Genomic DNA, 24,877 nt, shown 5'->3' on the forward strand with positions numbered 1-24,877 from the left:
GTGGAGAGGGTCAAACCGGCTGCTCGCCGTCAGTCCTCCCCTACCGGCGGGCCTGCCGGACGTGCCGCAGCACGGCGGCGCGGCCTGCGTGCCGGGGCCGCAACGACGGGCTGGACTTCGTCATCCGAGTCTTCGTCGTCAGAGTCGTCGTCGTTCGAGTCCTCGTCGTCCTCGAAGTCGTCGTCCTCATCCGAGTCGTCGTCCGAATCGTCATCGTCTGAGTCGTCATCGTCTGAGTCCTCGTCGTCGTCGAGGACGTCGATATCGTCGTCGATCCCGACCACGACGTCATCGTCATCGTCGTCATCGGAAGCGTCGTCATCGGAAGCGTCGTCATCATCGGAAGCGTCTTCGGTGTAGTCCGAATCGTCATCGTCCGAATCGTCGTCGTCGGACTCGTCATCATCCGAATCGGCCGATTCCAGGTCGTCTTCGACGGGTCCGCTGTCGAACCCATCGCCGCCCCGGCCCTGATCTTCGGTCTGTTCGGTGCCGTCGACCTCGACCGACTCGTCGGTCTGGTCTTCGTCGCCCTCGTCGCGACCGGCCGCAGCCATCGCCTTGAACATCGGATGCTCACCGGAAGCGTGCGACGGCACCTTGGCCATCTGGATGGATTCCTGCGACTCCTCGGGCTTGCCGCCCTTCTTCCCGCGCTTGCCGCGGCGGCCACCACCGCCACCGTTGCCACCACCGGAGTCCGACTTGCGGCCGTTACCGTTCGGCGCCCCCGAATCGACCGGATCGGCATGCAGCACGATTCCGCGCCCGGCACAGTGGCTACAGGTCGTGGAAAACGCCTCGATCAGCCCGGTGCCCAGCTTCTTGCGGGTCAGCTGCACCAGCCCGAGCGAGGTCACCTCGGAAACCTGATGGCGGGTCCGGTCCCGGGCCAGGGCCTCGGTGAGCCGGCGCAGCACCAGGTCGCGGTTGGACTCCAACACCATGTCGATGAAGTCGATGACGATGATCCCGCCGATGTCGCGCAACCGGAGCTGGCGGACGACCTCTTCGGCCGCCTCCAGGTTGTTGCGGGTCACGGTCTGTTCCAGGTTGCCGCCGGAACCGGTGAACTTGCCCGTGTTGACGTCTACGACGGTCATCGCCTCGGTGCGGTCGATCACCAGCGTGCCTCCCGAAGGCAGCCAGACCTTACGGTCCATGGCCTTGGCGAGCTGCTCGTCGATGCGGTGCACCGCGAACACGTCCGGCCCGTCCGGCGAGCTCGGCTCATACTTGGTCATTCGCGGAACGAGTTCCGGCGCCACCGAATTCACGTAGTCGTTGATGGTGTTCCACGCCTCGTCACCGGAGACGATCAACCCGGAGAAATCCTCGTTGAACAGGTCCCGGATGACCTTGACGAGCACATCGGGCTCTTCGTAGAGGGCCACGGCGGCGCCGGCCTTCTTCGCGGTCACCTCGGCGGCACTCGCCTCGATCTGGGCCCATCGCTCCTGCAGCCGATTCACGTCGGTGCGGATATCGGATTCCTTCACGCCCTCGGACGCGGTGCGGATGATCACGCCGGCACCGGCCGGGACGACCTCCTTGAGGATCTCCTTGAGGCGCTGGCGCTCGGTGTCGGGCAGCTTGCGGCTGATCCCGGTCGATGACGCCCCCGGCACGTAGACCAGGTAGCGACCGGCGAGCGACACCTGGGTCGTCAGCCGCGCACCCTTGTGCCCGACGGGATCCTTGCTGACCTGGACTACGACGTAATCGCCGGGTTTGAGGGCCTGCTCGATCTTGCGCTGGGCGCCGCCGAGGCCGGCGGCCTCCCAGTTGACCTCGCCCGCGTAGAGCACACCGTTGCGGCCGCGGCCGATATCGACGAAGGCCGCCTCCATCGATGGCAGCACGTTCTGGACGATGCCCAGGTAGATGTTGCCGACCAGGGATGCCGACGCGGCCGATGTCACGAAGTGCTCGACGACGACACCGTCCTCCAGCACCGCGATCTGGGTGTACCGCGCGCCCTCGTGCGGCGGTTCGGTGCGGACCTTGTCGCGCACGATCATGGTGCGCTCGACCGCCTCGCGCCGGGCCAGGAACTCGGCCTCGCTCAGGATCGGCGGGCGGCGACGACCGGCATCGCGGCCGTCGCGGCGACGCTGCCGTTTGGCCTCCAGTCGGGTCGAGCCCGAAATGCCCTGGATCTCGTCGGGATCTTTCCCGTCGCGCGATGAGGCCGCCTTGGACCGCGGCGCGCGCTCGTGCACGACGGTGTTGGGCGGATCATCCGGAGAGCCGTTGTCATCGGAATCGGCCGAGCCGGACTTGCGGCGACGGCGACGCCTGCGGCGACGGGTACCCGCCTCGCCGGTGCCGTCCTCACCGTTGTCTTCGTCGGAATCCTCGCCGTCCCCGGCATCACCGGAATCTTCGGCGCCTTCGGTCGCCGACTCCGCGGACTCGCCGTCGGCGTCGGTCTCGGCATCTGCATCGCTGTCATCGCCGTCCTCGGCGTTCTGCTCACCGCGACCACGGCCACGGCCACGGCGACCGCGGCGGCGACGCCGCGCGGCGGGACGTTCGGAATCGTCACCGTCACCGTCGGCATCATCGACGTCGCCGTCGGTATCGGCGTCCTCGGGATCGGCGGCCGGTTCGGCTGCCGCGGGACGCGGTGCGAATTCGACAGGCTGCGGGGCCACGAACAGCGGCATGTAGGCGGCGGGCTCTTCGGCTGGCGGAGAACTGGGCGGCGCTTCGAGCAGCAGCCGGGACTCGGGTTCCTCGACCGTCGGTGCCGCGAACACGGTGTCGGTCGCCGGCACCTCGGTGATGGTCTCCTCGACGACGACCACCTCGGTCGGGGTGCTGACCTCGACGACGGTGTCGGCGACGACGGTCTCAGCGACGGGTGCCGCCTCGGCCGGGCTCTCAACCGCCGGGCTCTCAACAGCGGAGGCGGCCGCCTCGGCGTTGAGCACCTCACGCACCCGCTCGGCCTCTTCACGGGCAACCGTGGAGTGCGGGCTGCGCGCGCGACCGTCGAGCTGGGCCAGCGCGTCCACGATCCGCTTGCTGGTGGTGCCGAGCACCCTGGCCAGGGAGTGGACTCTCAGCTTCGCCGGCAGTTCCTCGCTGGGTGCGGTGTTTTCGGATAGGTCTTTGTTGGGGGCATCTTCGGCCACGAATTCTCCTCAAGCCCCCGGGCGCGTCCGATGACGCGGCCACGCGAGGGCTTCCGCTATGGGTCCGGGGAACTTCTCCCGAACTTGTTATGGTCTCGCCCCGAGGGATCCATGACGAACCCGTTCGGCGCCTGGCTGAATGATGGCTGGACGCTCTGGCGCCGCACCGCTTGCGCGATGGTCGCACTCGTCGAAGTCTTCATCCGGGTTCCCGGCCCCAGTTGGGGCCGGTCTCCCGAGGCAAGTATCCCATATCGCGCGCCCGGATCTGACCAAGGCGGCGAAAGCGGGCGCTAAGCGCCGGTCAGACCGGGGAACCAGAGCGCGATTTCACGCGCAGCCGACTCGGGCGAGTCCGAGCCGTGCACCAGGTTCTCCTGGGTCACCGTGGCGAAGTCGCCGCGGATGGTGCCGGGGGTGGCCTTCTCGACCGGATCGGTGCCACCGGCGATCTGACGGAACGCGGCAATGGCTCGCGGGCCCTCGACGACCGCGGCCACAACCGGCCCGGAGGTGATGAATTCCAGCAGCGATCCGAAGAACGGCTTGCCGTCGTGCTCGGCGTAATGCTGCCGGGCCAGGTCGTCGCTGACGGTCTTGAGTTCCAGCGCCGCAAAGGTCAGGCCCTTGCGCTCGATCCGGCCGAGGACCTCACCGATCAGGTTCCGCTGTACGCCGTCGGGCTTGATCAACACGAGAGTCCGCTCAGTCACGGCGCACAGCCTACCGGGCAGTAACGACTACTCGGCGTCGGGTCGGCGGGCGGCCTGCTGCGAGGGCAGCTGACCTCGATCTTGGCGCCGCTTCACCTCGGCGCGCAGGTAGATGATCAGCGCCCACACCGCGGCGAACACCACGCCGATGAAGCCGATGGCGGCGTGTATCAACGCACCGGCGATCAGCACGAATTGCACCCCGAGGTTGACCCAGATGATGCCGGGCCTGCCCTGCACGCCCGACATGAGCACCAGCACTACGGCGGCACCGATCAGGAAACCGCCGCTGGCCGCGGTCAATCCGGTCGCACCGTTGGCCACCACCGGCAGCGCCAGCAGCGCCACGATGGCCTCCAGGATCAGGGTGCCGGCCATGATGCCGCGGAAACTCTTCCACGGATCGGGCGGAGTGGCGGGTGGGGTCGGACGTTCGTCGGCGTCACTCATATGACGGCCTCGCAGGCTCGGCCGTCACGTGTCCGACTGTCTACTCGCTCGCACGCGTCGCTCATGTCAGGCGGGGTCCTTCCCGAACAGGGTGCGGGCCGCACCGGCGGTGACGACCGAACCGGTGATGACTATGCCGCTACCGGAGAAACCCTCGCCATCGTTGCCGGACTCCTCGACCAGCGCGGTGGCTGCCTCGATCGCGTCCGGCAGCGTGGCGGCGGTGAGCACCCGGTCCGGCCCGAAACGTTCCTCGGCCCGCGCCGCCAGCGTCTCGACATCCAACGCCCGCGGTGAACCGTTGTGCGTCACCACGAGCATGTCGAACGCCGGCTCAAGGGCTGCCAGAACGCCGTCGACATCCTTATCTGCCATCACCGAGATCACACCGACCAGATAACGGAAGTCGAACTCGGCCGCCAGCGCTTCGGTCAGGGCGGTGGCACCGGCCGGATTGTGCGCGGCATCGACGAACACCGTCGGCGCACTGCGGACACGTTCAAGCCGGCCCGGACTGGCCACCGACGCGAATCCGGCCCGCACCGCGTCGATATCGAGCTGACGCTGTGAACCGGCGCCGAAAAACGCCTCGACCGCTGCCAGCGCGAGGACCGCGTTGTGAGCCTGATGCTCACCGTGCAACGGCAGGAACATCTCGTCGTACACACCGCCGAGGCCCTGCAGGGTGAGCAGCTGACCACCTATCGCGATCTGACGATCCAGCACCGCGAATTCCGAATCTTCGCGTGCCACAGCGGCATCGGCACGTACCGTCTCGGCGAGCAACACCTCCATCGCCTCGGGAGGCTGCCGCGCGATGAGGGCCACGGTGTCGGTCGGGATGAGCGCATCCTGCTGCTTGTGGATGATCCCGGCCTTCTCCCCCGCTATCTCGGCGATGGTGTCCCCGAGATAGTCGGTATGGTCCAGCCCGATCGGGGTGATCACCGCGACCGGGGCCTGCACGACATTGGTCGCGTCCCACCGCCCACCCAGTCCGGTTTCGATGACGGCCACGTCGACGGGTGCATCGGCGAAGGCCGCGAACGCCATCGCGGTGAGCACCTCGAACTTGCTCATCTTGGGGCCACCGCCGGCTTCGGACTGCTGGTCGACGAGCTCGACGAACGGCTCGATCTCGCGGTAGGTCGCCACGTATTCGGCTGGGCTGAGCGGCTTTCCGTCGATGGAGATGCGTTCGACCGCGGACTGTAGATGCGGGCTGGTGGTGCGACCTGTGCGCCGGTGCAGCGCGATCAACAGCGCGTCGATGATGCGGGCCACCGAGGTCTTGCCGTTGGTGCCGGCGATGTGGATCGAGGGGTACGCGCGCTGGGGGGCACCCAGCAGTTCCAGCAGCGCGACGATCCGCGTGGTGCTTGGCTCGATCTTGGTTTCCGGCCAGCGCTGATCGAGCAGGTGCTCGACCTGTAGCAGAGCGGCGACCTCATCGGGGGTGGGCTGGCTCATACGCGATCCGCTCCGCTGCTCGCTGGTCTCATTTCAGATCGGCGAGTCGCGCGGTGATCCGCTCGACCTCCTCGGCCGCCAACTGCTGACGTCCCTTGATCTTCTCGACAACGGCCTCGGGCGCCTTGGCCAGGAACTCGGCGTTACCCAGCTTGCCGGTCGTCTGCGCGAGTTCCTTCTGCGCAGCGGCCAGATCCTTCTCCAGGCGGCGCTTCTCGGCGGCCACGTCCACGGTCCCCGAGGTGTCCAGCTCGACGGTCACCGTGCCGTTGGTCAACCGCACCTCGACCGCTGCCGAGGCGGCGAAATCCTCGGCGGGGTCGGTCAGCCACGCCAACGCGGTGACCGCGGGCAGCTGTGACTCGATATCACTGGCATCCAGGCCCGCCAGCCGGGCGGGCACCTTCTGACGGTCGGCCAGCCCCTGATCGCTGCGGAATCGACGCACCTCGGTGACCAGCTTCTGCATATCGGTGATGCGTCGGGTCGCGGTGGCGTCCACGCTGTGCGCCGTGGCCGTCGGCCACTCGGCGATGACCACGGACTCACCGCCGGTGAGGGTCTTCCACAGCGTTTCGGTGACGAACGGCATGACCGGGTGCAGCAGCTTCAGCAGGGTGTCGAGCACCGCGGCCAAAACCGCGCCGGTGTGCGAATGACCCTGCGAGAGCTGAACCTTGGCCAGTTCCAGGTACCAGTCGCAGAACTCGTCCCAGGCGAAATGATAGAGCGCCTCGCACGCCCGACTGAACTCGTAGGCCTCCAGCGCGGCATCGGCCTCGGCACGCACCTCCTCCAGGCGACCGAGGATCCAGCGATCGGCATCGGTGAGCTGATCGGCGCTCGGCAGGTCTGTCAGTTCGGCGCCGTTCATCAGGGCGAACTTGGTGGCGTTGAACAGTTTGGTGGCGAAGTTGCGCGAGGCGCGGGCGTGGTCCTCACCGATGGACAGGTCGCCGCCGGGGCTCGCGCCGCGGGCCAGGGTGAACCGCAGCGCGTCGGCGCCGAACTTCTCCACCCAGTCCAGCGGGTCGATGCCATTGCCCTTGGACTTGCTCATCTTGCGGCCGAACTCGTCGCGGATCAGGCCGTGCAGGAAGACATTCTGGAACGGGACCTGCGGCCTGCCGGTCGACGGGGCCGGTACGGCGTCGTCACCGGAGACGAAGGTGCCGAACATCATCATCCGCGCCACCCAGAAGAACAGGATGTCGTAGCCGGTGACCAGAACCGTTGTGGGATAGAACTTCTGAAGCTCGGGCGTGGCCTCGGGCCAGCCCATCGTCGAGAACGGCCACAGCGCCGAGGAGAACCAGGTGTCCAGGACATCGGGATCCTGTTCCCAACCCGGCGGTGGGGTCTCATCGGGGCCGAGGCAGATCTGCTGACCGTCGGGACCGTGCCAGATCGGTATGCGATGGCCCCACCACAACTGTCGCGAGATGCACCAGTCGTGCATGTTGTCGACCCAGGCGAACCATCGCGGCTCAAGGCTGGCGGGATGGATCACGGTGTCGCCCTTGCGGACCGCGTCACCGGCGGCCTTGGCCAGGGCCTCGACCTTGACCCACCATTGCAGGCTCAACCGGGGTTCGATCGGTTCACCGCTGCGCTCGGAGTGGCCGACGCTGTGCAGGTACGGCCGCTTCTCGGCGACGATGCGCCCCTCGGCGGCCAACGCCTCGCGCACCGCCACGCGCGCGGCGAAGCGGTCCATACCGTCGAAGCGCGTCCCGGTGCCCGTGATGGCACCGGTGGTGTCGAGGATCGACGGCATCGGCAGGTTGTGCCGCAACCCGATCTCGAAGTCGTTCGGATCGTGGGCAGGGGTGACTTTGACTGCGCCGGTGCCGAACTCGGGGTCGACGTGGGCATCGGCCACGATGACGATCTCGCGGTCCAGGTATGGATGCGGCAGCGTGGTGCCCACCAGCGCGCGATAACGCTCGTCATCGGGATGCACCGCCACCGCGGTGTCACCGAGCATGGTCTCCAACCGGGTGGTGGCCACGACGATGTGCGGCTCGTCATCGTTCATCGAGCCGTACCGGAACGAGACCAGCTCGCCCTCGACGTCCTCGTACTTCACCTCAAGATCGGAGATGGCCGTTTGCAGCACCGGCGACCAGTTGACCAGGCGCTCGGCCTGATAGATCAGCCCCGCGTCGTAGAGCCGTTTGAAGATGGTGCGCACCGCCCTGGAGAGACCCTCGTCCATGGTGAAGCGGTCGCGGCTCCAGTCGACACCATCGCCGAGCCGGCGCATCTGCCCGCCGATCGTGCCGCCGGACTCGCGCTTCCAGTCCCAGACCCTCTCGATGAAGAGCTCGCGCCCCAGGTCCTCTTTGGTCTTGCCGTCGGCGGCGAGCTGCTTTTCCACCACCGACTGGGTGGCGATGCCGGCATGGTCCATACCCGGCAGCCAGAGCACCTCGTAGCCCTGCATCCGGCGCCGGCGGGTCAGCGCATCCATCAGCGTGTGATCCAGGGCATGCCCCATGTGCAGACTGCCGGTCACATTCGGCGGCGGCAAAACGATCGAATACGGCGGTTTGTCGCTACCGGGATCGGCGGTGAAGTAGCCGGCGTCGACCCAACCCTGGTACAGGTCGCTTTCTACCGCACCCGGCTCCCAGGATTTGGGCAGGGCATCGGCACGCGAGGAGGGGCTGGCAGTCACCTGGCCATTCTAGGAAGGCCGGTCGGGCAGATGCCGACGGCCCACCTTTGACCCTGGCCGGGCGCGGCCCGGCTCAGTCGAGCCGCGCCGTCTCCAGGGTGACCCCGGCCGCCGGCAGCCGGGTCAACAGCGCCGAACCGGCCGCTGCCGCCGGCGTCAACACACCGCGCAGATCCGAGAGCTGGTCGCGGTCCAACGCCAAGGCCAGCCCGCATTCGGCGAGCAGCACGGCGGTGGCCTTGTACCCGGGATCGCCCTGCTGGGCGATCGTCGCCCGGTACCGGGCACCGGTGCTGGTCGTGGTGTAGGTCTCGATGCGGTAGTGCCCGTTGTCGCGGGTGCGCTCGCTGGGCCCACTGCCCGGCTTCGGCAGGATCCGCTCCAGCAAACCCGCGGGCACCTTGTTGATATACCGGCTGCCGAGGCTGAAGGTCGCCACGCTGGCGGCGGTCTCCAACGCCGCCGCCGCCGGTGCGAGGACCGAGGAGCCCAGGCTCATCTGCTCGGCGTAGCGGAAGTTGCGACCGTAAGCCCAATCGAGCAGCGCATTGCTGCGCCGCACGATGCGCGAGTTCGGCGCGGCCATCGCGAAGGCACCGGTCCAGATGCCGTCGAGTTCGGGCGCGATATCGCGGCCGCGGCGCCACGGGTTGTCGGACTGATGGCCCAGTTCCGGTTCCGCGCCGCGATCGGTGGTCAGCGTGTACGGATCTTCCAGGTCGCGGCGGGCCTGCGGGTCTTCGGCCGCGGTCCGCATGAACTCGATCATCGAGGCCGCGGTCCCGCCGGAGACCCCGCCCGCGAAGGTGCGCAACACCAGGTTGGTCTCGGTGAGCTCACCGGCACCGTCGGCGGTCACCCGGTCGTGCAACGCATACACGCTGATATCCGATGGCACCGAGTCGAATCCGCAGGAATGCACGATCCGCGCGCCGGTGTCGATGGCCTGCTTGTGGAACTGTTCGGCGCTGTCCCTGATGAACAGCGTCTCACCGGTGAGGTCGGCGTAATCGGTGCCGGCAGCGGCGCACGCCTGCACCAATGGCAGCCCGTACTTGGTGTAGGGGCCGACGGTGGTGATGATCACCTGGGTGCGGGCCGCCATATCGGCCAGAGTCGACGGCGAGTCGGCGTCGGCCTCGACGAGCTGCCAGTCGACAGCCTTGGGCCCGAGGCTGTCGCGGACGTCGCGCACCTTGGTCAGCGAACGTCCGGCCAGCGCGATCCGGGCGCCCGAGTCGGCCAGCGCCAGGTACTGCGCGGTGAGTTTCCCCGCAAAGCCGGTGGCGCCGTACAGGACGATGTCGAATTCGCGCTGCGGAGTGGTCGGAGAGGTCGGCGAGGTCATCTACCCGAAGCTACCCGAGGAGCTCGGGCACAAACATGTCCCGCCCGAACAGGTGGTTGCCCAGGAACGCCGAGATCACCTGGTACCAGATCTTCGTGTGCTGCGGAGCTGCGACCCAATGCCCCTCGGACGGGAAGTACAGGAACTGGTGCGGGCTGGTGCCGTCCTCGTCGGCGGGAAGACCGGACCGGCTGAGCAGTTCGTACCACAGTCGCAGACCTTCCCCGATCGGCACGCGGTAGTCCTTGTCACCGTGGATCACCAACATCGGAGTGCGGATCTCGCCGACGTGATGGTGCGGTGAATTCTGTTGTGTCATCTGCTCGGTCATCTCGCGCTCCCACCAGTACGCGCCGTCGGTGGTGGGTCCGAACTGATCCAGTGCCCACAGGCTGGCGTGACTGACGATCGCGGTGAACCGGTCGGTGTGCCCGGCGATCCAGTTGGCCATGTACCCGCCGAACGAGCCCCCCATCGCGCCGGTGCGCTGCCGATCGATGCGGGGGTGCTCACAGGCGGCATCGGTGGCGGCCATCAGATCGGTATAGGGCGGCCCACCCCAGGCACCCCAGCCGCGTTGGATGAAATCCTGGCCGTAGCCGGTGGACAGCGCCGGGTCCGGCAGCAGCACCGCATACCCCTCGGCCGCCAACAGCCACGGGTTCCAGCGCCAGTGCCAGGTGTTCCAGCTGCCCAGTGGACCACCGTGCACCCACAGCAACAACGGCGCCGGCTCGGTCCCGCCGGGTAGCACCAGCCAGGAGTGCACCGAGGCGCCGTCCGGCGACTGGGCGGTCAGTTCCTCCACCGTGCCCGGCAGTTTCGGCAGCTCGACACACGGCAGGACGGTGACGGTCCCGTCGGGATCGATGCGTACCGGGTGCGGGGGCGCCAGGTAGGAGCTGCGCAATGCGAAGATGACCCCGCCCGGGGCGGTGCACACATCGCTGTAGGCGTAGGCGTCATCGGTCAATCGGGTCACCGTGCAGGTCGCGGGGTCGACGGCGAAGATCGGATGCCTGCCGAAGTCATCCGCGGTGACGATGAGCCTGCTCCCGTCGGCGCTCCACGTCACCGAGGCCGGCCACCGGTCCCATTCGGTCAACTCGGTCCATGCTTGTCCGATTTCCGCCCAGCACAGGGTGATCCGCGGCGCCTGCTCGGGTGTCGAAGTGGTTTCGCGCAGAAAGGCCACGCGTCGACCGTCCGGGGCGAGTGCGGGCGCCTCGAGGTCCGCGCCGGCATCCTCGGCGATCACGGTGCGCTGCCCGGTCGCAGTGTCGATACGCACGATCTGCGAGCGCAGCGCCACCCCGGCCACCGGCTCGTTCCAGCTGCTGACCAGGAAGGTGCCATCGGCACTGACGTCCAGTGCGGTGTCCCGCAGCGCCGCGCCGGGCTCGGGTGTGAGATCGCGCTTTCCGTCGGTGTCGAACAGGTGCGGCAGTTCGGGGCCCAGATCGTGATCCCAGTGCCGAACCGGATAGCCGCGGTGCAGAATCGCCGAGACCTTGTTGTCCTTGCGCAGCGTCCGCAACCTCTCGTCCTCATCGATGCCGGCGGCCGAGCGCAGCAGTGAGGTGGTGACCACCGTTCTCGGTGCGTCGCCGGCGACGTGCACGGCCGACACCCCACCGGGCAGCGACAGTTCCTCGATCGCCTCGCCACCCTCTTTGGGCAGTCGCCACAGCGCAGCCGGTGCCGACTCCTCCCCCGACGTGGGGCGGCTGGCAAGGAACAGCAGGTCCCCGTCGGAGGTGAAGACCGGCGCCGACTCACCCTTTCCGCCGCGGGTGAGCCGCCGGGCGGAGCGAATTCCGTCGGGATCCAATTCCCATATCGCCGTGCGATATTCGGTGCCCTCGGCGCTGAGCTCACTGACGGTGGTGACCAGCCGGTCACCGGCGGGGCTGACGGCCAACTCCGCGACCCTTGGCAGGGCGAGATAGCTGTCGAGATCGTCGAACGGTGTCATGCTGCCACCGTAGTGGGCGACTCACACGACGTCGGTGACCGTTCCGGCCAGGTCGGTGCGGATCTGCTTGCTGCTGCGCTGGCCCTGGACGTTGAGCAGGATCTGCACCTCATCGGTGAAGGGCAGGTTGCGCTTGACGACCACGGACTGCACGGTGCCATCGACGATTCCGCTCGCATCGACCGCGCTGTCGATCGCGGTGACGATGGCACTGGTCGGCACCTCGGCGACCGAGAAGAGGTTCTGCCGCAACGCTTCGTCGTCATCGCCGTAGTCGACGGGCCGCAGTGGTCCCACCGCGCCCGCGGTGTAGGTCCACTGATTGAGCTCGGTGGGGGCGGCGGGATCCACGGCCTGCACGGTGACCGACAGCTCGGTGAACACCAACTCCACCACCTGCATCGGGTCGGCACCCACCTTCGCGGCGATGGCCGCCATGGCCTTGTCGATGGACTCGGCTTCCAGCATGTCCTTGCTCGCGGTGTCCCCGAGTTGCTCGACCGCGGTACTGGCGGCGTCGGTGAGTTGTTGTAGCTGATCGATTTTCGCGCAACCGCTCACCAACGTGATGGACAGAACGGCGAGGGCGAGGCCGGCGCCGAGACGCGGGTATCTGGTCATGACGGCGACTGTGCCGCCATCCGTCGGCTACCGATCCCAACTTTGACACACGCGCGGTCTTCACAGGGATTTAACAGCCGATGACCGCCGGGACACATCCGCGCGGTTACTTTCATCTCGGTACACCGTCAGTACCTCACGGCCACTGCGGATAAACCCCGGTTGCCTCTCATCCCCCACACCCGAACGGCGGAGGTTGTTTTGACACCCGAAGTGGAGGACGCCCTCGCGACGATGGCGTCAGTGAACAACGAATTCTTCTACTGGATGTCCATCGCGTTGATGATGCTCATCCACGCCGGCTTCCTGGCCTACGAGGTCGGCGCATCCCGGTCGAAGAATGTCCTGGCCACGGCAATGAAGAACCTGCTCGCCTTCGCGACCATCGTCGCATCGTTCTATTTCGTCGGCTGGTTCCTCTACAACGCCATGCCGAGTGGATTCATCGAGTTCAACGATGCGGCCAAGGCCGCCCTGCCGTGGGGCGACAACATGGGTCCGAACACGGCCGACTCGGCCAGCGGCATCTTCTGGGGCGCCTTCGCCCTTTTCGCGGCGACCACCGGCTCGATCATGTCCGGCGCTGTGCTCGAACGCATCCGGACCAGTGGCTTCCTGGTGCTGACCGTATTGGTCGGCTCGATCACCTGGATCATCGGCGCCGCCTGGGGGTGGCACGGCGCCGGCTGGATGCTCACCAAACTCGGTTTCCACGACGTGGGAGCGGCGGGCTGTGTGCACATGATCGCCGGCTTCGCGACGCTGGGTATCCTCATCAACCTGGGCCCACGGATCGGGCGATTCCTGCCTGACGGCACACCCGTCACGATCCGTCCGCACAATCTGCCGCTCACCATGCTCGGGTTGATGCTGATCTTCACCGGTTTCTTCGGCTTCCTGATGGGCTGCGTCATCTACGCCGGTGACGGCTTCACCACCATCTACGCCAGCCCGACCACGTTGAGCGCCTTCGCCTTCAACACCCTGATGGGTCTGGCAGGTGGGATCATCGGCGCCTATCTGACCTCCCGCGGTGAGCCCTTCTGGACTATCTCCGGCGGCCTGTGCGGCGTGATCGGTGTGGCATCGGGTATGGATCTGTACCACCCTGCGCTCGGGTTCGTCATCGCCTTCGGAGCAGGTGCGCTCGCGCCGTTCATCGGAAAACTGTTGGAACGCTTCAAAATCGACGATGTCGTGGGTGCGGTCTCGGTCCATGGCGGGATCGGGATGTACTCGGTCCTGATGGCCGGTGTGTTCCTGTCCGGATACCCCAACACCGACGGCAACCCGTCAGTGTCGCTGTGGGGCCAGATGGTGGGCGCGGTGGTGTTCGCCACCCTCGGATTCGTCCCGACCTATGTCGTATCGCTACTGCTGAAGAAGGTCGGACTGTTGCGCATTCCGGCCGCGGTCGAAGAACAGGGCCTCGATCTCAGTGAGGTTCCCGCGACGCCGTACCCCGAAGGCATCCCGGTCACCACCATGCCGCTGAACGGCGGCAAGGCATTGCTCATCGCGGAGGTGAAGTAGATGTTCAGTCCCATCGAAAACTACGACGAAGCCGGTGTGGTGTTCACCTTCGGCGGATACTCGATCGGCGTGTGGCTGTTCTTCATCCTGGCCGTGCTGCTGTTCGTCGGGTTCTTCGTCCGGATGATCCAGCACGAGAACAAGGCCTACAAGGCGATCATCGAACATGCTCCGGTGGAGCCCGGACCGGCCGCCGAGGGTGAACCCACGGCGTACTGAGCCCGGCATCTCGACAGCAGAGAATGCCCGGATCGTCAGGCGATCCGGGCATTCTCGTGTGTCCGTCAGCCCGCCGCGCGCAGCCACCCCACCGCGCGGTCACGGTAGCCGATGATGCCCTTGTAGTCGGCCATGTCATCGGGCAGGTCGGCCAGTACGGCAGCGGTGCGCACCCGCCATGGCTCCACCGCGGCGATATCGGCGAGCGGAAGCATGTAAGTGCGGATCAGGAAACAGATCGCGCCGGACTCCGGTAACCGGATCAGATGCTGGACCTCGACCCTCAGATGGACGAGCCTGCCGAACTCCTCGTCCCCCACCTGGGTGATCATGGCCCGGTCCGGTCCCCACTCGGGGTAACGCTCGGTGGAGACGTCAAGGCGACGTCCGATGGTCAACGTCCAGTTGGTGCGCCGGTAGGTTTCGCCGGGCTGTAGCCGCATCAGGAACTCCCTGGCCCGAGAGATCACCCCGGTGGCCCGCAGTCGCGGGACCGGCCCGTGGATCTCCAGGAAGGTCATCCCGACATCGAAGCCGAAAGACCAGTCGGCGGCGAAGGTCACCACTCCCGCGTCGCCGAACAGATCGCCCTCACGCTGGTCCAACAGCACGATGTCCTCCTGGACCTGACCGGCGATATAGGCCAGCGGCTCGGCCGGAAGCGAACTGTCATCGCCGAGCACGAAGGTCTGGTCGATACCCAGTCGCTGGTTGCGCCAACGCCAACGACCTCCGTCACGGCTCAACGACATGCCGTCGGGATAGGCGGCCGCCATCTCGCGCATCAGCGTCAGCATCACATCCCAGCATGCCGGCCGCATGTGCGGCAGCACCGCGTACCGAGACGGATCGGCTGCGAGAACCGCTGCCCGCTCGGCCAATTCGTGTTCGTACTCGCTGTCGATGTCGACAACGCGCTCGCCCCAGCGCCCCGCCGGGGTGGCGACCGGCGCACCCGCCGGTTCCACATTCGTGGTGTAGCGGTAGCTGTCCGCCGAAAACGGATAGGGGAAGTTCTCGATCAGGTCGGTCGACGAGATCATCCCGGTCGTCACAATGCCACCTCCAGTGTTCCGCCGTCACCGCGAGACACACACGCCATCAGCGTGTCGCCCGCTTGCCTGTCTTCGTCGCCGAGGAAGAGGTCCCGATGGGTGATCGCACCACCGGCCACCGGTATCCGGCATTCGCCGCATACGCCCTTGCGGCACAAATTGGGAACGTCGAATCCACGCTGTTCCAACACCTCGAGCAAGGACACCCCCGCCTCGACGGTGAACTGTTCGCCCGTCGAGGCGATCCGCATCGTGAAGGGTTCACCCGGGTCCAGCGCCGCCGAACCGAAGTGCTCGAGGTGTATCCGGCTGTCCGGCCAACCGAGTTCGACGGCCGTTGCCGTGACATCGGCGATGAACGCGGCGGGGCCGCAGACGTAGAGGTGTGTGCCGAACGGCTGGCCGGTGAGGGTGGTGCGCAGTGTCGAGTCGAATCCGGTCCGGCCGGTATGGATCGAGACATCATCGGCGAGCCGGGTGACGGTGTCGACGAACACCCCACGCCCAGGTCGATGGACATAGAGCAACTCGGTGCGTCTGCCCCATACGCGCGACGACCGCAGGTGCGACACCATCGGCGTGATACCGATGCCCGCGGCGATCATCAGGTGCTTGCGGGCCCGCAGCACCGGTGCGAACGCACTGCGCGGCGGGCCGGCGATCAGGGTGTCGCCGAGGACAACCCGTTCGTGTAGCCACATCGAGCCGCCGGACCCGCTGGCACACCGGAGCACGGAAATTTCATAGGAATCCGGCGCAGTGCCGTCCCCGGTCAGCGAGTAGGCGTTGGCGACCGTGCCGCACTCGAGCACGATGTGGCTGCCCGGAGCGAAGGACGGCAGCGGTACGCCGTCGGGATCGCTCAATGTCAGCGTCCGAACGCCCTCGATGCTGTCATCGATGCCGGTGACAACGAGCTTGAGGGTTCTCATGCCGGCAACTCCTCGGCATCGGCCATGAATCCGAGGTAGGTGCCCCGCCTGCGCGAAACGTGATAGTAGACAAGGAGATTACGGCAACAACCGGCACACTGCGTGACATCCTCCAGATCCACCACGACGTGGTTGACGGTCGAACAGTGCACGCACTGCACCGATCGCGCAGCCACCTCGGTACTGGCGAACGTCATCTCGTCATCGGCGACGCCAAGCGCCACCGCCTCGGCCCGCAACGCCAGACAGGCGTGCGCGGGACCTGCCACCATCAGACGCCAGCCAACTCTCGCATCTTCCAGGTCGGTCCGCAGCGCGGTGACGGCGCCGGCCATATCGGCGGCCCGATGCACCCGAACCGCCGATTGCGCTGCCACCGAGGCGATCTGACGCTGCCACTCGCGAGCCACCGCGATGGCCGCACTGTCGAGGGTGATGACGGTCCAGGATCGGCCTCCGGTGTCCGCCGGCGGTGTAGTCGGCACGACGGCCCACCCGGGCACGCTGGTCACGTCCAGATCGGGTTTCATGAGCCCCTTTCGGTACACCATGAGTTGACTTAGTTGCCTTTGAGGAAACCACGTGTGCGTTTCGTCGGTGTGACCCGAATGTCTCGGCTCGTTGACACTTACTCTCGGGCCATGCCACAACGCTTTCTCGTCGTCGGTGCCGGAATCGCGGGCCTGGCCACCGCCGTGGCGCTGCGCAGGGTCGGCCACGACGTAAAGGTCATCGAGGGACGCTCCGACACCGAGACCGGGGCGGGTGCGGGTATCAGCATCTGGCCGAACGCGCTGGCCGCACTCGACAACCTCGGTGTGGGCGACGAGGTGCGCGCCGCCGGTGGACGGGTCGGCGCCGGAGCCGTCCGCTGGTATGACGGTCGGTGGTTGCGGCGTCCGGCTACCGACCGGATGGTGCGAGCACTCGGCGAACCGCTGGTGGTGATCCACCGCCGAACACTGACCGACATCCTGGCCGGCGCGCTGCCCGCGGGCACCGTGACGTATGACTGCACGGCGGTGCGGTTGCAGACGACACCTGGGGCCGCTGGCGTCGTGCTGTCCGACGGCACGACGCTCAGCGCAGACGCGGTCATCGGAGCCGATGGTGTCGATTCGATGGTCGCCCGCCACCTCAACGGAACCCTGGCCAAGCGCTATGCCGGCTACACCGCCTGGCGCGGTATCGCCGAGCACGCACTGGAACCGGAGCTCGCCGGCGAGACGATGGGACCGGGGCTCGAGGTCGGTCACGTTCCGCTGGGCCCCCGTCACACCTATTGGTTCGCCACGCAGCGCGCGCCCAGGGGCGCCGCCGCGCCGGACGGCGAACTGGCCCACCTACAGAAGGTGTTCGGCGGATGGCCGGAGCCCATTCCCGCGCTGTTGGCCGCGACCGACCCTGCGGCGGTGTTGCGCAACGACCTCTACGACCGCGCCCGCGCCCGCCGTTGGTCGAGCGGACGGGTGGTCATCGTCGGGGATGCCGCCCACCCAATGCGCCCCCACTTGGGACAGGGTGGCTGCCAGGGCCTCGAAGATGCGGCAATCCTGTCCGCCATGACTGCCCGGGGTGTCGATCTTCCGGCTGCCTTCACCAGGTTCGCGGCGTTCCGCGGCCGACGGGTACGCGCACTGGTCGGCGAGGCGCGCGCGATCGGGCAGATCGTCAACCTGCGGCCCGCGCTGCTGAGCGCGGCGGCCAGTCGGGCGTCGACGTTGGTGCCGGAGACCCTGCTGGCCCGGCACCTGTCGAGCATCGCGGGGCGCTCGGCATTCGTCATGCCGGTGTAGGTGAACAGACCCGTCGTCAGCGCGGCTGGAACGTGCGTCCCACGTTCTCCAGCGCCATGCACATCTGACGGAAGTCCAGGATTCCCAGCACCGCGCCGCCGCGGATGGCCTGGCATCCCGTGGCCGTTGCCACCGGCGCGGGAGCCTGCGGCAGGGTCGGCGTCCCCCAGACCGCGGGCGCGGCGCCGCGGGAACCGCACTTGGGCCACGCCTTGAGCCCCTGGGTGCGCAGCACGTTCTCGGCAACCCGGATCTGCTCGGCACGTGAGGCACCGGCCGGCGACCCGACGCCACCATTGGCATTCCAGGTGGCCTGCTTGAACTGCAGCCCGCCGTAATGACCATTGCCCGAGTTGACCGCCCAGTTGCCACCCGATTCGCACTGGGCGATGGCATCCCAGTTCACGGTGTCGGCGCTTGCGGTCGCGGTGAGGATCATCGGCGCCACGGACAGGCCCATGGCCGCGGCGATCACCCACAGTGCCTTGGTGACGACGTTTCTGACGGTGCTGCTGAAGCTGATCATTGTGCGGTCCTTCCCCGACCGGTGACACGGACCGCGATTCACGTGGAGAGCATGTGTGCGGCGCGGTTGTACCGTTTGTCGAGTGACGGATATCACCCGTTACGCAGGGGGCGGAAGTTTTAGCAGTTCCTTATGTGACGACCGGTATTTGTGAGAAAACAATGGCGCCGAGCGTAAAGCCCAGCGCCATTGTCGAAAATCGGCTATGTAATTCAGCCCCGGCGGCCGCACGAGGGCCACGCGCCGATGCCCTGGCTGCGCAGGACATTCTCCGCGACGCGGATCTGCTCTTCGCGGCTTGCGGCGTGCGGAGCACCCGATCCGCCGTTGGACTGCCACGTGCTCATGGTGAACTGCAGGCCACCGTAGTAGCCGTTACCCGTGTTGATCGCCCAGTTGCCGCCCGACTCGCAAGCCGCGACGGCATCCCAGTTCACGGAGTCCGCATGTGCGGTTCCGGTCGCCAGCATCAGGGGGGCTGCACTCAGCGCCCCGGCAATGGCGGCCATCCCGAACGTCTTGCGGATATTCTTCAACGTCGATCCTCTCGCGAAGCGCGCGCCAAAGAACACGTCCGCAACGAATGCGAACGCGGCATGCCTGAAGTGTCAGGCGGCGAATTTGGGGCGTGCCGTCTCGGTCAGGCACGACAGTGGGAGACAAATCGGTGTCTTGCCGGATGACTCACCCGACGACCAGCGAGCACTCAGCGGCTCACATCGGCCCACTCACACGCAGATGCTTGGATATGAAATTGTTTGCTCCCAGCGGAGTTGAAAGTGAACGTACAAAAGTCCGATGGCGAAGTCACTTCGGTGTCGAACGTGTCGCGTTCAGATCACGAGATGATCACGACGACCGAAAGCCGATAAGTACGCAGGTCAACCGGGAATTACTAGCGCAAGGCTAAACCGCAGGTCGAGTCGCCATCGGTGGGGTAGATCACACACTTTTTGTGGCCCCGACCACATATATGGACATGCCATGCGCCGGTTGACGGCCTGCGTACCGGCTCGGATACCCGATATCGGCGTTTCGACACCTGCTCCACACGTTGATCCACGGACGATTCGCTACGCACCACCCTATCCCCGAGAATCGGAATGAATGCGTAAAGCATTGCTGCACAAAGTTTTAACTACAACGCGGTGGATACGCCAACCGCGGCCAAACGCAGCAACATTGGAGCTGCGCTGTCCCAATAACTCATCCCCACAACGCTTTTCAATGAATATCAGCCAGCGCCGGAACAGATGGTCGCCGCTCGGCGACACCGGGACGGCGTTCGGCCACTTTTTCACGCACAGGCAACAGAACCGATAGCCTGCGAAACGCGAAATTCGGACTCCAGAAGGCACATTCACATCACCGCTGTGAGCATCGGAATCGACTGCACTGCACGATATTTCGTTCCGGCATACTGTCGACGCCCGGACATGCGGGCACATTCGGCGCTCGAATTATCACACTTTGCGGCACACACTATTGCCGCTGAAAATTCCCGCAAAGGGATATTCGGATGAATTCGGCAGCAAAGCCGTCTTAATTCCGAATTTGCTGGTTGCCGCGATGTGGCTCAGACCGACAGGTCGTAGGGGCTGTTGACATTGGTCAGCGCCCGCTGGGGCTCGGTGACGATGCGCTGGCTGTCGACGGCATCGACAAGTGCCCGCATGCTGCGCTCTCCCCCAGCCACCAGATCATCGGCAACGGTCGCCAACGAGGTGCGGTAGAGCCCAGCAAGATAGTGGTCGCGACCGTCCCACACCAGTAACACAGCGGCCTGGGTAGTCCGAGCGGGCTCCAGCAGCCCGTCGATGAACGCAGCTGTCAGGTGGGGCATATCCACCGCACAGAGAAAGGCCCACTCGGCGCCGGCGTCGGCGGCCGCACGTAGCCCCCTGGCCGTCGCAATCAGCGGACCAAGGCCGCGCACCTCGTCGCGCAGAATCTGGGCGGGCACCGTCGGCAACGCCTGCCCCGGTGCCGCCACGACGAAGACCGGATCGCAGCGAGCGGCCACCGTGTCGACCACGCGCTCGACGAGCGTGCGCCCCTCGAACACCAGGGTGGCCTTGTCGCGGCCCATCCTCCGCGATGCGCCCCCGGCCAGCACAACGGCGGCCGGTGCTGTGCGCGGAGTCACACCAGCAGGTTAGTCCACCGACCAGGTGTCTTTACCGCGAAGCAGCGATTGCAGCGCAGCCGTGTCGTGCACCTTGGCCTCCCGCGCGGCCGCCACCTGCTGGCGAGCAGCGTCGTCATAGGTGGGCTTGTTCACCTGCCGGAAGATGCCCATGACCATGTGATCGAGGTTCTGCTCGCTCAGCCGCGACAGCGCGAAGGCATAGGCGGGATCGTCGATGGTGGCGTCGTGCACCACGATCTGATCGGCAGGCACGTCGGCGGTCTTGGCGATCTCGAGGCCGAAACCGGACTTCACCACGGCGTACTCACCGTCGGCACCGAACGTGATCGGCTCACCGTGGGTGATGTTGATCAGCCGGTCCTCGGCCCCCTCCTTGCGCAGGGCGTCGAAGGAGCCGTCGTTGAAGATCGGGCAGTCCTGCATGATCTCGACCAGGGCGGCACCCCGGTGCTGGGCGGCGCCGCGCAACACCTCGGTCAGACCCTTGCGATCGGAGTCCAGTGCCCGGCCGACGAAGGTGGCCTCGGCGCCCAGCGCCAGCGACACCGGGTTGAACGGATAGTCCAGCGAGCCCATCGGGGTTGACTTGGTGACCTTGCCGACCTCGGAGGTCGGCGAGTACTGGCCCTTGGTCAGACCGTAGATCCGGTTGTTGAACAGAAGGATCGTGATGTTGACGTTGCGGCGCAGCGCGTGGATCAGGTGGTTGCCACCGATGGACAGCGAATCGCCATCGCCGGTGACGACCCACACCGAGAGATCCTCGCGGGCCAACGCCAGGCCGGTGGCGATGGTGGGCGCGCGGCCGTGGATCGAGTGGAACCCGTAGGTCTCCAGGTAGTACGGAAACCGGCTGGAGCAGCCGATACCGCTGACGAACGCGATGTTCTCGCGCCGCAGGCCCAACTCGGGCAGGAAGTTACGGATGGTGTTGAGGATGACGTAGTCACCGCAGCCGGGGCACCAGCGGACCTCCTGGTCGCTGGTGAAGTCCTTGCCCTTCTGCGGCTGGTCCGTGGTCGGCACCAGCGCCGTCTTGCTGAGGGCTTCGGTCAGGCCCAGGTCAGAGCCGATGAACTGGGTCGATGCGCGATCCGCTTCGCTTCTCGCTGTTGTCATGCTCCCGCTCCCACAGATTCCACGGTGGCCGCGGCCAGCCGTGCGAACTTCGCCTTGTCAGTTTCCTTCTCGCGCAATGTGCCGTCCAGCGCCGAATCGATGATGCCCTCGACCTCATCGGCCAGGAAGGCCATGCCCTCGACCTTGGTCACCGACTGGACATCGACCAGGTACTTGCCGCGCAGCAGCAGGGCCAGCTGGCCGAGGTTCATCTCCGGCACAACCACCTTGGGGTACTTGCGCAGTACCTCTTCGAGGTTGGCCGGGAACGGGTTGAGGTGACGCAGCTGGGCGTGCGCGACCTTGATGCCCTTGCGTCGGGCCCGTCGGCACGCCTCACCGATGGGGCCGTACGAGCTTCCCCACCCCAGCATCAGCAGCTCGGCATCGTCGGTCGGGTCGTCGACGACCAGATCGGGCACCGTGATGCCGTCGATCTTGAGCTGACGCAGCCGCACCATCAGGTCGTGGTTCTTGGGTTCGTAGGAGATGTTGCCCGAACCGTTGGCCGCTTCGAGACCGCCGATGCGGTGCTCCAGGCCCGGGGTGCCCGGCACGGCGAACTGGCGGGCCAACGTCTCGGGGTCGCGGGCGTAGGGCTCGAACGGCTCGCCGGACTTGGCGAACTTGTGCTCGATTGCCGGGTAGGTGCTGATGTCCGGGATGCGCCACGGCTCGGAACCGTTGGCGATCGCGCCGTCGGAAAGGATGATCACGGGTGTGTGGTACCCGATGGCGATCCGCACGGCTTCCACGGCGATATCGAAGCAATCCGACGGTGAGCACGGCGCCAGCACCGCGACCGGCGATTCACCGTTGCGGCCGTAGAGCGCCTGCAGCAGGTCGGCCTGCTCGGTCTTGGTGGGCAGGCCGGTGGACGGGCCGCCACGCTGGACATCGATGACGAGCAACGGCAACTCGGTCATCACGGCCAGGCCGATCGCCTCGGACTTCAGCGACACACCCGGACCCGAGGTGCTGGTCACACCGAGCGCGCCACCATAGGAGGCACCGATGGCGGCGCCGATGCCGGCGATTTCGTCCTCGGCCTGGAAGGTCAGCACGTTGAAGTGCTTGTACTTCGACAGCTCGTGCAGGATGTCGCTGGCCGGCGTGATCGGGTACGTGCCGAGCACGACCTGGATACCGGACAGGTGCCCTGCGGCGACCACACCGTAGGCCAGCGCGGTGTTGCCCGAGATCTGGCGGTACTCGCCGGACTTCAACTTGGCCGGAGCCACCTCATAGGTGGTGGCGAACGCCTCGGTGGTCTCGCCGTAGTTCCACCCCGCCTTGAGTGCCAGCACGTTCGCCTCGGCGATCTCGGGCTTACGGGCGAACTTCTCCCGGATGAACGCCTCGCTGGCCTCCAGCTCGCGGCCGTACATCCACGAGAGCAGCCCGAGCGCGAACATGTTCTTGGCGCGCTGGCCATCCTTCTTGGTGGCGCCGATCGCTTCGACGGCACCGAGGGTCAGGGTGGTCATGGCCACCGACTGCACGACGTAATCGGACAGTTCCTCGTTCTCCAGAGGATTGGCGTCATAGCCGACCTTGGCGAGGTTGCGCTTGGTGAACTCGTCGGAGTTGGCGATGATCAGGCCGCCGCGCGGCAGGTCACCGACGTTGGCCTTCAGCGCTGCCGGGTTCATCGCGACGAGGACGTCGGGACGATCGCCCGCGGTCAGGATGTCGTAGTCGGCGATCTGAATCTGGAACGACGACACACCCGGCAGGGTGCCCTGTGGTGCCCGGATCTCGGCGGGGTAGTTCGGTTGGGTCGCGAGGTCGTTGCCGAAAAGGGCGGCCTCCGAAGTGAAGCGATCGCCGGTAAGCTGCATTCCGTCACCGGAGTCGCCGGCGAAGCGGATGACCACTTTTTCCAGCTTCTGCCGCGGAGCGCCGGTGCTGCCGTTCTGACCCACGACTTCCTGCCTTTCACACCCCGGCCGGTGGCGCGTGGCCAGGCGGGCGTTACGTCAAAAACTTTTGGTGTCACTGCGAGTAACCAGTATGGCACTTCTCTTAGGGTGTCCATTGCCACGCTCGTCGGCGACACGCAGGTGGCGACCCGGAAAACTCACTGGTCAGCGACGTGCAACATGTGGCGGTCCACACATCCTGTGGTTTTCGTCACTCCTTGAGTGCGTCATTTCCTAAGGATCTGGTTACCGATCAGTAGCCTTCGGCGATGCGCGGGCCCACCCAAGTTGACACCTGTCAAGTCTGCGCAGGTCAGGCCTTGGTCGACGGTATCTGCGCGCGTTTCTGCAGTTCGCGCGCGACCAGTTCGCTGGCGATCTCCACCGCCCGCACCGGCTCGGCCCCGGCCGCGCGATGCGCCACGTAGCTCGCCGTGAACATGTCGCCCGCACCCGTGGTCTGCACGTCCATCACGCGCCATGCGGCGGGCACCCGAACCACCGCGCCGTCCCGGTAGATATCGCAGCCCTCGGACCCGTAGGTGACCAGGATCTCCGGCACCCCCAGACGGGCCGCGGCCGCCAGGTCGAACGCGCCATCGGCAACGATCACGGCCTCGTCCTCGGCCAGCTTGAGCACGCTGAGGTGACGCAGCAGCTCCGGGGAGAAATCACGGTCCAGCACAAGCGGTCCGACCCGATCCGCGCGCACCAGACCCTGACCGTCATAGGCGATGCGGTGACCGCGCGCCGCCAGATGGGCCAGCGTGTCGGCCGGGAAATCCGTCCGCAGCAGCGGCGCCAGGTGGATCCAGGTGGTGCGCGGATCATCGGCGTCGATATCACCGGGGCGCCACACCGGCCCGATCGCCGAGACGCTCATCTGCCGGTGGTCGGTGTCGTCATAGTCGAGGCTGAATGCGCTGGTGCGATCGGCGGGAAGCAGCCGCACCAGCGCACCGAACCGGTCGAGCACCGGGCCGAAGAGTTCGTGATGACGTTGTTCGCCCATGGCCGCGATATGCGTGCTGCCCGGCGCCGATTGCAATGCCACCCCGGCAAATGATGCGCAGCCCCCCGGACTCGGGGCGGCACCGTTGATGACATCGATGGCGAGGTTCCCCAGCACCGTCACGCCCGGGACCAGCTGTGGCGCCATCAATCCGAATCCCCCGCCTGCGGTATGTCGTGTGGTCGACACACGGGTGACGTGGCCGAGCGGTGAAATG

Annotated in this window: 19 protein-coding genes and 1 pseudogene; 3 read left to right on the forward strand and 17 right to left on the reverse strand. The window is 66.5% G+C overall.

Going from position 1 to position 24,877, the window contains the following annotated elements; all coding sequences use genetic code 11:
• Positions 1 to 29: 29 nt before the first annotated feature.
• The 8 genes and pseudogenes from rne to PGN27_RS06170 form a co-directional block, all read right to left on the reverse strand.
• Positions 30 to 3,140 (reverse strand): ribonuclease E, encoded by a 3,111-nt coding sequence (gene rne, locus PGN27_RS06135; RefSeq protein ID WP_335325366.1) that lies wholly within the window; start codon positions 3,138 to 3,140, stop codon positions 30 to 32.
• 293 nt (positions 3,141 to 3,433) lie between these two features.
• The gene (gene ndk, locus PGN27_RS06140; RefSeq protein ID WP_030133691.1) at positions 3,434 to 3,853 is read right to left on the reverse strand and encodes a nucleoside-diphosphate kinase; all 420 of its coding nucleotides are present in this window, start codon (positions 3,851 to 3,853) and stop codon (positions 3,434 to 3,436) included.
• Between the two features lie 27 nt (positions 3,854 to 3,880).
• The gene (locus PGN27_RS06145; RefSeq protein WP_335325367.1) at positions 3,881 to 4,303 is read right to left on the reverse strand and encodes a DUF4233 domain-containing protein; all 423 of its coding nucleotides are present in this window, start codon (positions 4,301 to 4,303) and stop codon (positions 3,881 to 3,883) included.
• Positions 4,304 to 4,369: 66 nt separating this feature from the next.
• Positions 4,370 to 5,782 (reverse strand): annotated as a pseudogene (gene folC, locus PGN27_RS06150) (bifunctional tetrahydrofolate synthase/dihydrofolate synthase); the annotation flags it as partial.
• Positions 5,783 to 5,801: 19 nt separating this feature from the next.
• The gene (locus PGN27_RS06155; RefSeq protein ID WP_335325369.1) at positions 5,802 to 8,453 is read right to left on the reverse strand and encodes a valine--tRNA ligase; all 2,652 of its coding nucleotides are present in this window, start codon (positions 8,451 to 8,453) and stop codon (positions 5,802 to 5,804) included.
• Between the two features lie 73 nt (positions 8,454 to 8,526).
• Complete coding sequence (locus PGN27_RS06160; protein ID WP_335325370.1) at positions 8,527 to 9,801, reverse strand: saccharopine dehydrogenase family protein; 1,275 nt, start codon at positions 9,799 to 9,801, stop codon at positions 8,527 to 8,529.
• 10 nt (positions 9,802 to 9,811) lie between these two features.
• Positions 9,812 to 11,776, reverse strand: coding sequence for a prolyl oligopeptidase family serine peptidase (locus PGN27_RS06165; protein ID WP_335325371.1), 1,965 nt, complete (start codon positions 11,774 to 11,776; stop codon positions 9,812 to 9,814).
• Positions 11,777 to 11,797: 21 nt separating this feature from the next.
• Complete coding sequence (locus PGN27_RS06170; protein WP_335325372.1) at positions 11,798 to 12,397, reverse strand: hypothetical protein; 600 nt, start codon at positions 12,395 to 12,397, stop codon at positions 11,798 to 11,800.
• 201 nt (positions 12,398 to 12,598) lie between these two features.
• Here PGN27_RS06170 and PGN27_RS06175 point away from each other — a divergent pair, with 201 nt between their 5' ends.
• Both PGN27_RS06175 and PGN27_RS06180 read left to right on the forward strand, forming a co-directional pair.
• Positions 12,599 to 13,930 carry an ammonium transporter gene (locus PGN27_RS06175; RefSeq protein WP_335325373.1) on the forward strand — a complete coding sequence of 444 codons (1,332 nt, stop codon included), beginning with the start codon at positions 12,599 to 12,601 and terminating at the stop codon, positions 13,928 to 13,930.
• Positions 13,931 to 14,149: a hypothetical protein gene (locus tag PGN27_RS06180; RefSeq protein ID WP_335325374.1), complete on the forward strand. Its 219-nt coding sequence runs from the start codon at positions 13,931 to 13,933 to the stop codon at positions 14,147 to 14,149.
• 65 nt (positions 14,150 to 14,214) lie between these two features.
• On the opposite strand, the gene PGN27_RS06185 is transcribed toward PGN27_RS06180, so the two are convergent.
• From PGN27_RS06185 to PGN27_RS06195, 3 genes are read right to left on the reverse strand one after another with little or no spacing between them, the layout of a single operon-like run.
• Positions 14,215 to 15,192 (reverse strand): heme-dependent oxidative N-demethylase family protein, encoded by a 978-nt coding sequence (locus PGN27_RS06185; RefSeq protein WP_335328646.1) that lies wholly within the window; start codon positions 15,190 to 15,192, stop codon positions 14,215 to 14,217.
• An 8-nt stretch (positions 15,193 to 15,200) separates the two neighbouring features.
• Positions 15,201 to 16,136: a PDR/VanB family oxidoreductase gene (locus PGN27_RS06190; RefSeq protein ID WP_335325375.1), complete on the reverse strand. Its 936-nt coding sequence runs from the start codon at positions 16,134 to 16,136 to the stop codon at positions 15,201 to 15,203.
• Positions 16,133 to 16,666: a dimethylamine monooxygenase subunit DmmA family protein gene (locus PGN27_RS06195; protein ID WP_335325376.1), complete on the reverse strand. Its 534-nt coding sequence runs from the start codon at positions 16,664 to 16,666 to the stop codon at positions 16,133 to 16,135. Before PGN27_RS06195 ends, PGN27_RS06190 begins: the two co-directional genes overlap by 4 nt.
• 111 nt (positions 16,667 to 16,777) lie before the next feature.
• Here PGN27_RS06195 and PGN27_RS06200 point away from each other — a divergent pair, with 111 nt between their 5' ends.
• A complete protein-coding gene (locus PGN27_RS06200) occupies positions 16,778 to 17,932 on the forward strand; it encodes an FAD-dependent monooxygenase (RefSeq protein ID WP_335325377.1) in 1,155 nt (384 codons plus the stop codon).
• 16 nt (positions 17,933 to 17,948) lie between these two features.
• On the opposite strand, the gene PGN27_RS06205 is transcribed toward PGN27_RS06200, so the two are convergent.
• The 6 genes from PGN27_RS06205 to PGN27_RS06230 all read right to left on the reverse strand — a co-directional run bounded on the left by PGN27_RS06205 (position 17,949) and on the right by PGN27_RS06230 (position 24,807).
• Positions 17,949 to 18,458 (reverse strand): transglycosylase family protein, encoded by a 510-nt coding sequence (locus tag PGN27_RS06205; RefSeq protein ID WP_335325378.1) that lies wholly within the window; start codon positions 18,456 to 18,458, stop codon positions 17,949 to 17,951.
• 212 nt (positions 18,459 to 18,670) lie between these two features.
• Complete coding sequence (locus tag PGN27_RS06210) at positions 18,671 to 18,994, reverse strand: transglycosylase family protein (RefSeq protein WP_030133704.1); 324 nt, start codon at positions 18,992 to 18,994, stop codon at positions 18,671 to 18,673.
• A gap of 1,040 nt (positions 18,995 to 20,034) precedes the next feature.
• Positions 20,035 to 20,604: a molybdenum cofactor guanylyltransferase gene (mobA, locus tag PGN27_RS06215; protein ID WP_335325379.1), complete on the reverse strand. Its 570-nt coding sequence runs from the start codon at positions 20,602 to 20,604 to the stop codon at positions 20,035 to 20,037.
• Between the two features lie 9 nt (positions 20,605 to 20,613).
• Entirely contained in the window at positions 20,614 to 21,726 is a 1,113-nt protein-coding gene (locus tag PGN27_RS06220; RefSeq protein ID WP_335325380.1) for a 2-oxoacid:ferredoxin oxidoreductase subunit beta, read from the reverse strand.
• Positions 21,723 to 23,651: a 2-oxoacid:acceptor oxidoreductase subunit alpha gene (locus PGN27_RS06225; protein WP_335325381.1), complete on the reverse strand. Its 1,929-nt coding sequence runs from the start codon at positions 23,649 to 23,651 to the stop codon at positions 21,723 to 21,725. Before PGN27_RS06225 ends, PGN27_RS06220 begins: the two co-directional genes overlap by 4 nt.
• 310 nt (positions 23,652 to 23,961) lie before the next feature.
• Entirely contained in the window at positions 23,962 to 24,807 is an 846-nt protein-coding gene (locus PGN27_RS06230) for a carbohydrate kinase family protein (RefSeq protein WP_335325382.1), read from the reverse strand.
• Positions 24,808 to 24,877 lie beyond the last annotated feature (70 nt).

Source organism: Mycolicibacterium neoaurum, from assembly GCF_036946495.1.
In the GTDB taxonomy this organism is placed as follows: domain Bacteria; phylum Actinomycetota; class Actinomycetes; order Mycobacteriales; family Mycobacteriaceae; genus Mycobacterium; species Mycobacterium neoaurum_B.

Excerpts from the sequence above, each read along its gene's own strand:
- PGN27_RS06230 (WP_335325382.1), bottom strand. The coding sequence starts at position 24,807 with ATGGCGCCACAGCTGGTCCCGGGCGTGACGGTGCTGGGGAACCTCGCC.
- PGN27_RS06205 (WP_335325378.1), bottom strand. The coding sequence starts at position 18,458 with ATGATCAGCTTCAGCAGCACCGTCAGAAACGTCGTCACCAAGGCACTG.
- PGN27_RS06185 (WP_335328646.1), bottom strand. The coding sequence starts at position 15,192 with ATGATCTCGTCGACCGACCTGATCGAGAACTTCCCCTATCCGTTTTCG.
- PGN27_RS06170 (WP_335325372.1), bottom strand. The coding sequence starts at position 12,397 with ATGACCAGATACCCGCGTCTCGGCGCCGGCCTCGCCCTCGCCGTTCTG.
- PGN27_RS06195 (WP_335325376.1), bottom strand. The coding sequence starts at position 16,666 with ATGAAACCCGATCTGGACGTGACCAGCGTGCCCGGGTGGGCCGTCGTG.
- PGN27_RS06165 (WP_335325371.1), bottom strand. The coding sequence starts at position 11,776 with ATGACACCGTTCGACGATCTCGACAGCTATCTCGCCCTGCCAAGGGTC.
- PGN27_RS06220 (WP_335325380.1), bottom strand. The coding sequence starts at position 21,726 with ATGACAACAGCGAGAAGCGAAGCGGATCGCGCATCGACCCAGTTCATC.
- PGN27_RS06145 (WP_335325367.1), bottom strand. The coding sequence starts at position 4,303 with ATGAGTGACGCCGACGAACGTCCGACCCCACCCGCCACTCCGCCCGAT.
- PGN27_RS06190 (WP_335325375.1), bottom strand. The coding sequence starts at position 16,136 with ATGAGAACCCTCAAGCTCGTTGTCACCGGCATCGATGACAGCATCGAG.
- PGN27_RS06200 (WP_335325377.1), top strand. The coding sequence starts at position 16,778 with ATGCCACAACGCTTTCTCGTCGTCGGTGCCGGAATCGCGGGCCTGGCC.
- PGN27_RS06160 (WP_335325370.1), bottom strand. The coding sequence starts at position 9,801 with ATGACCTCGCCGACCTCTCCGACCACTCCGCAGCGCGAATTCGACATC.
- PGN27_RS06180 (WP_335325374.1), top strand. The coding sequence starts at position 13,931 with ATGTTCAGTCCCATCGAAAACTACGACGAAGCCGGTGTGGTGTTCACC.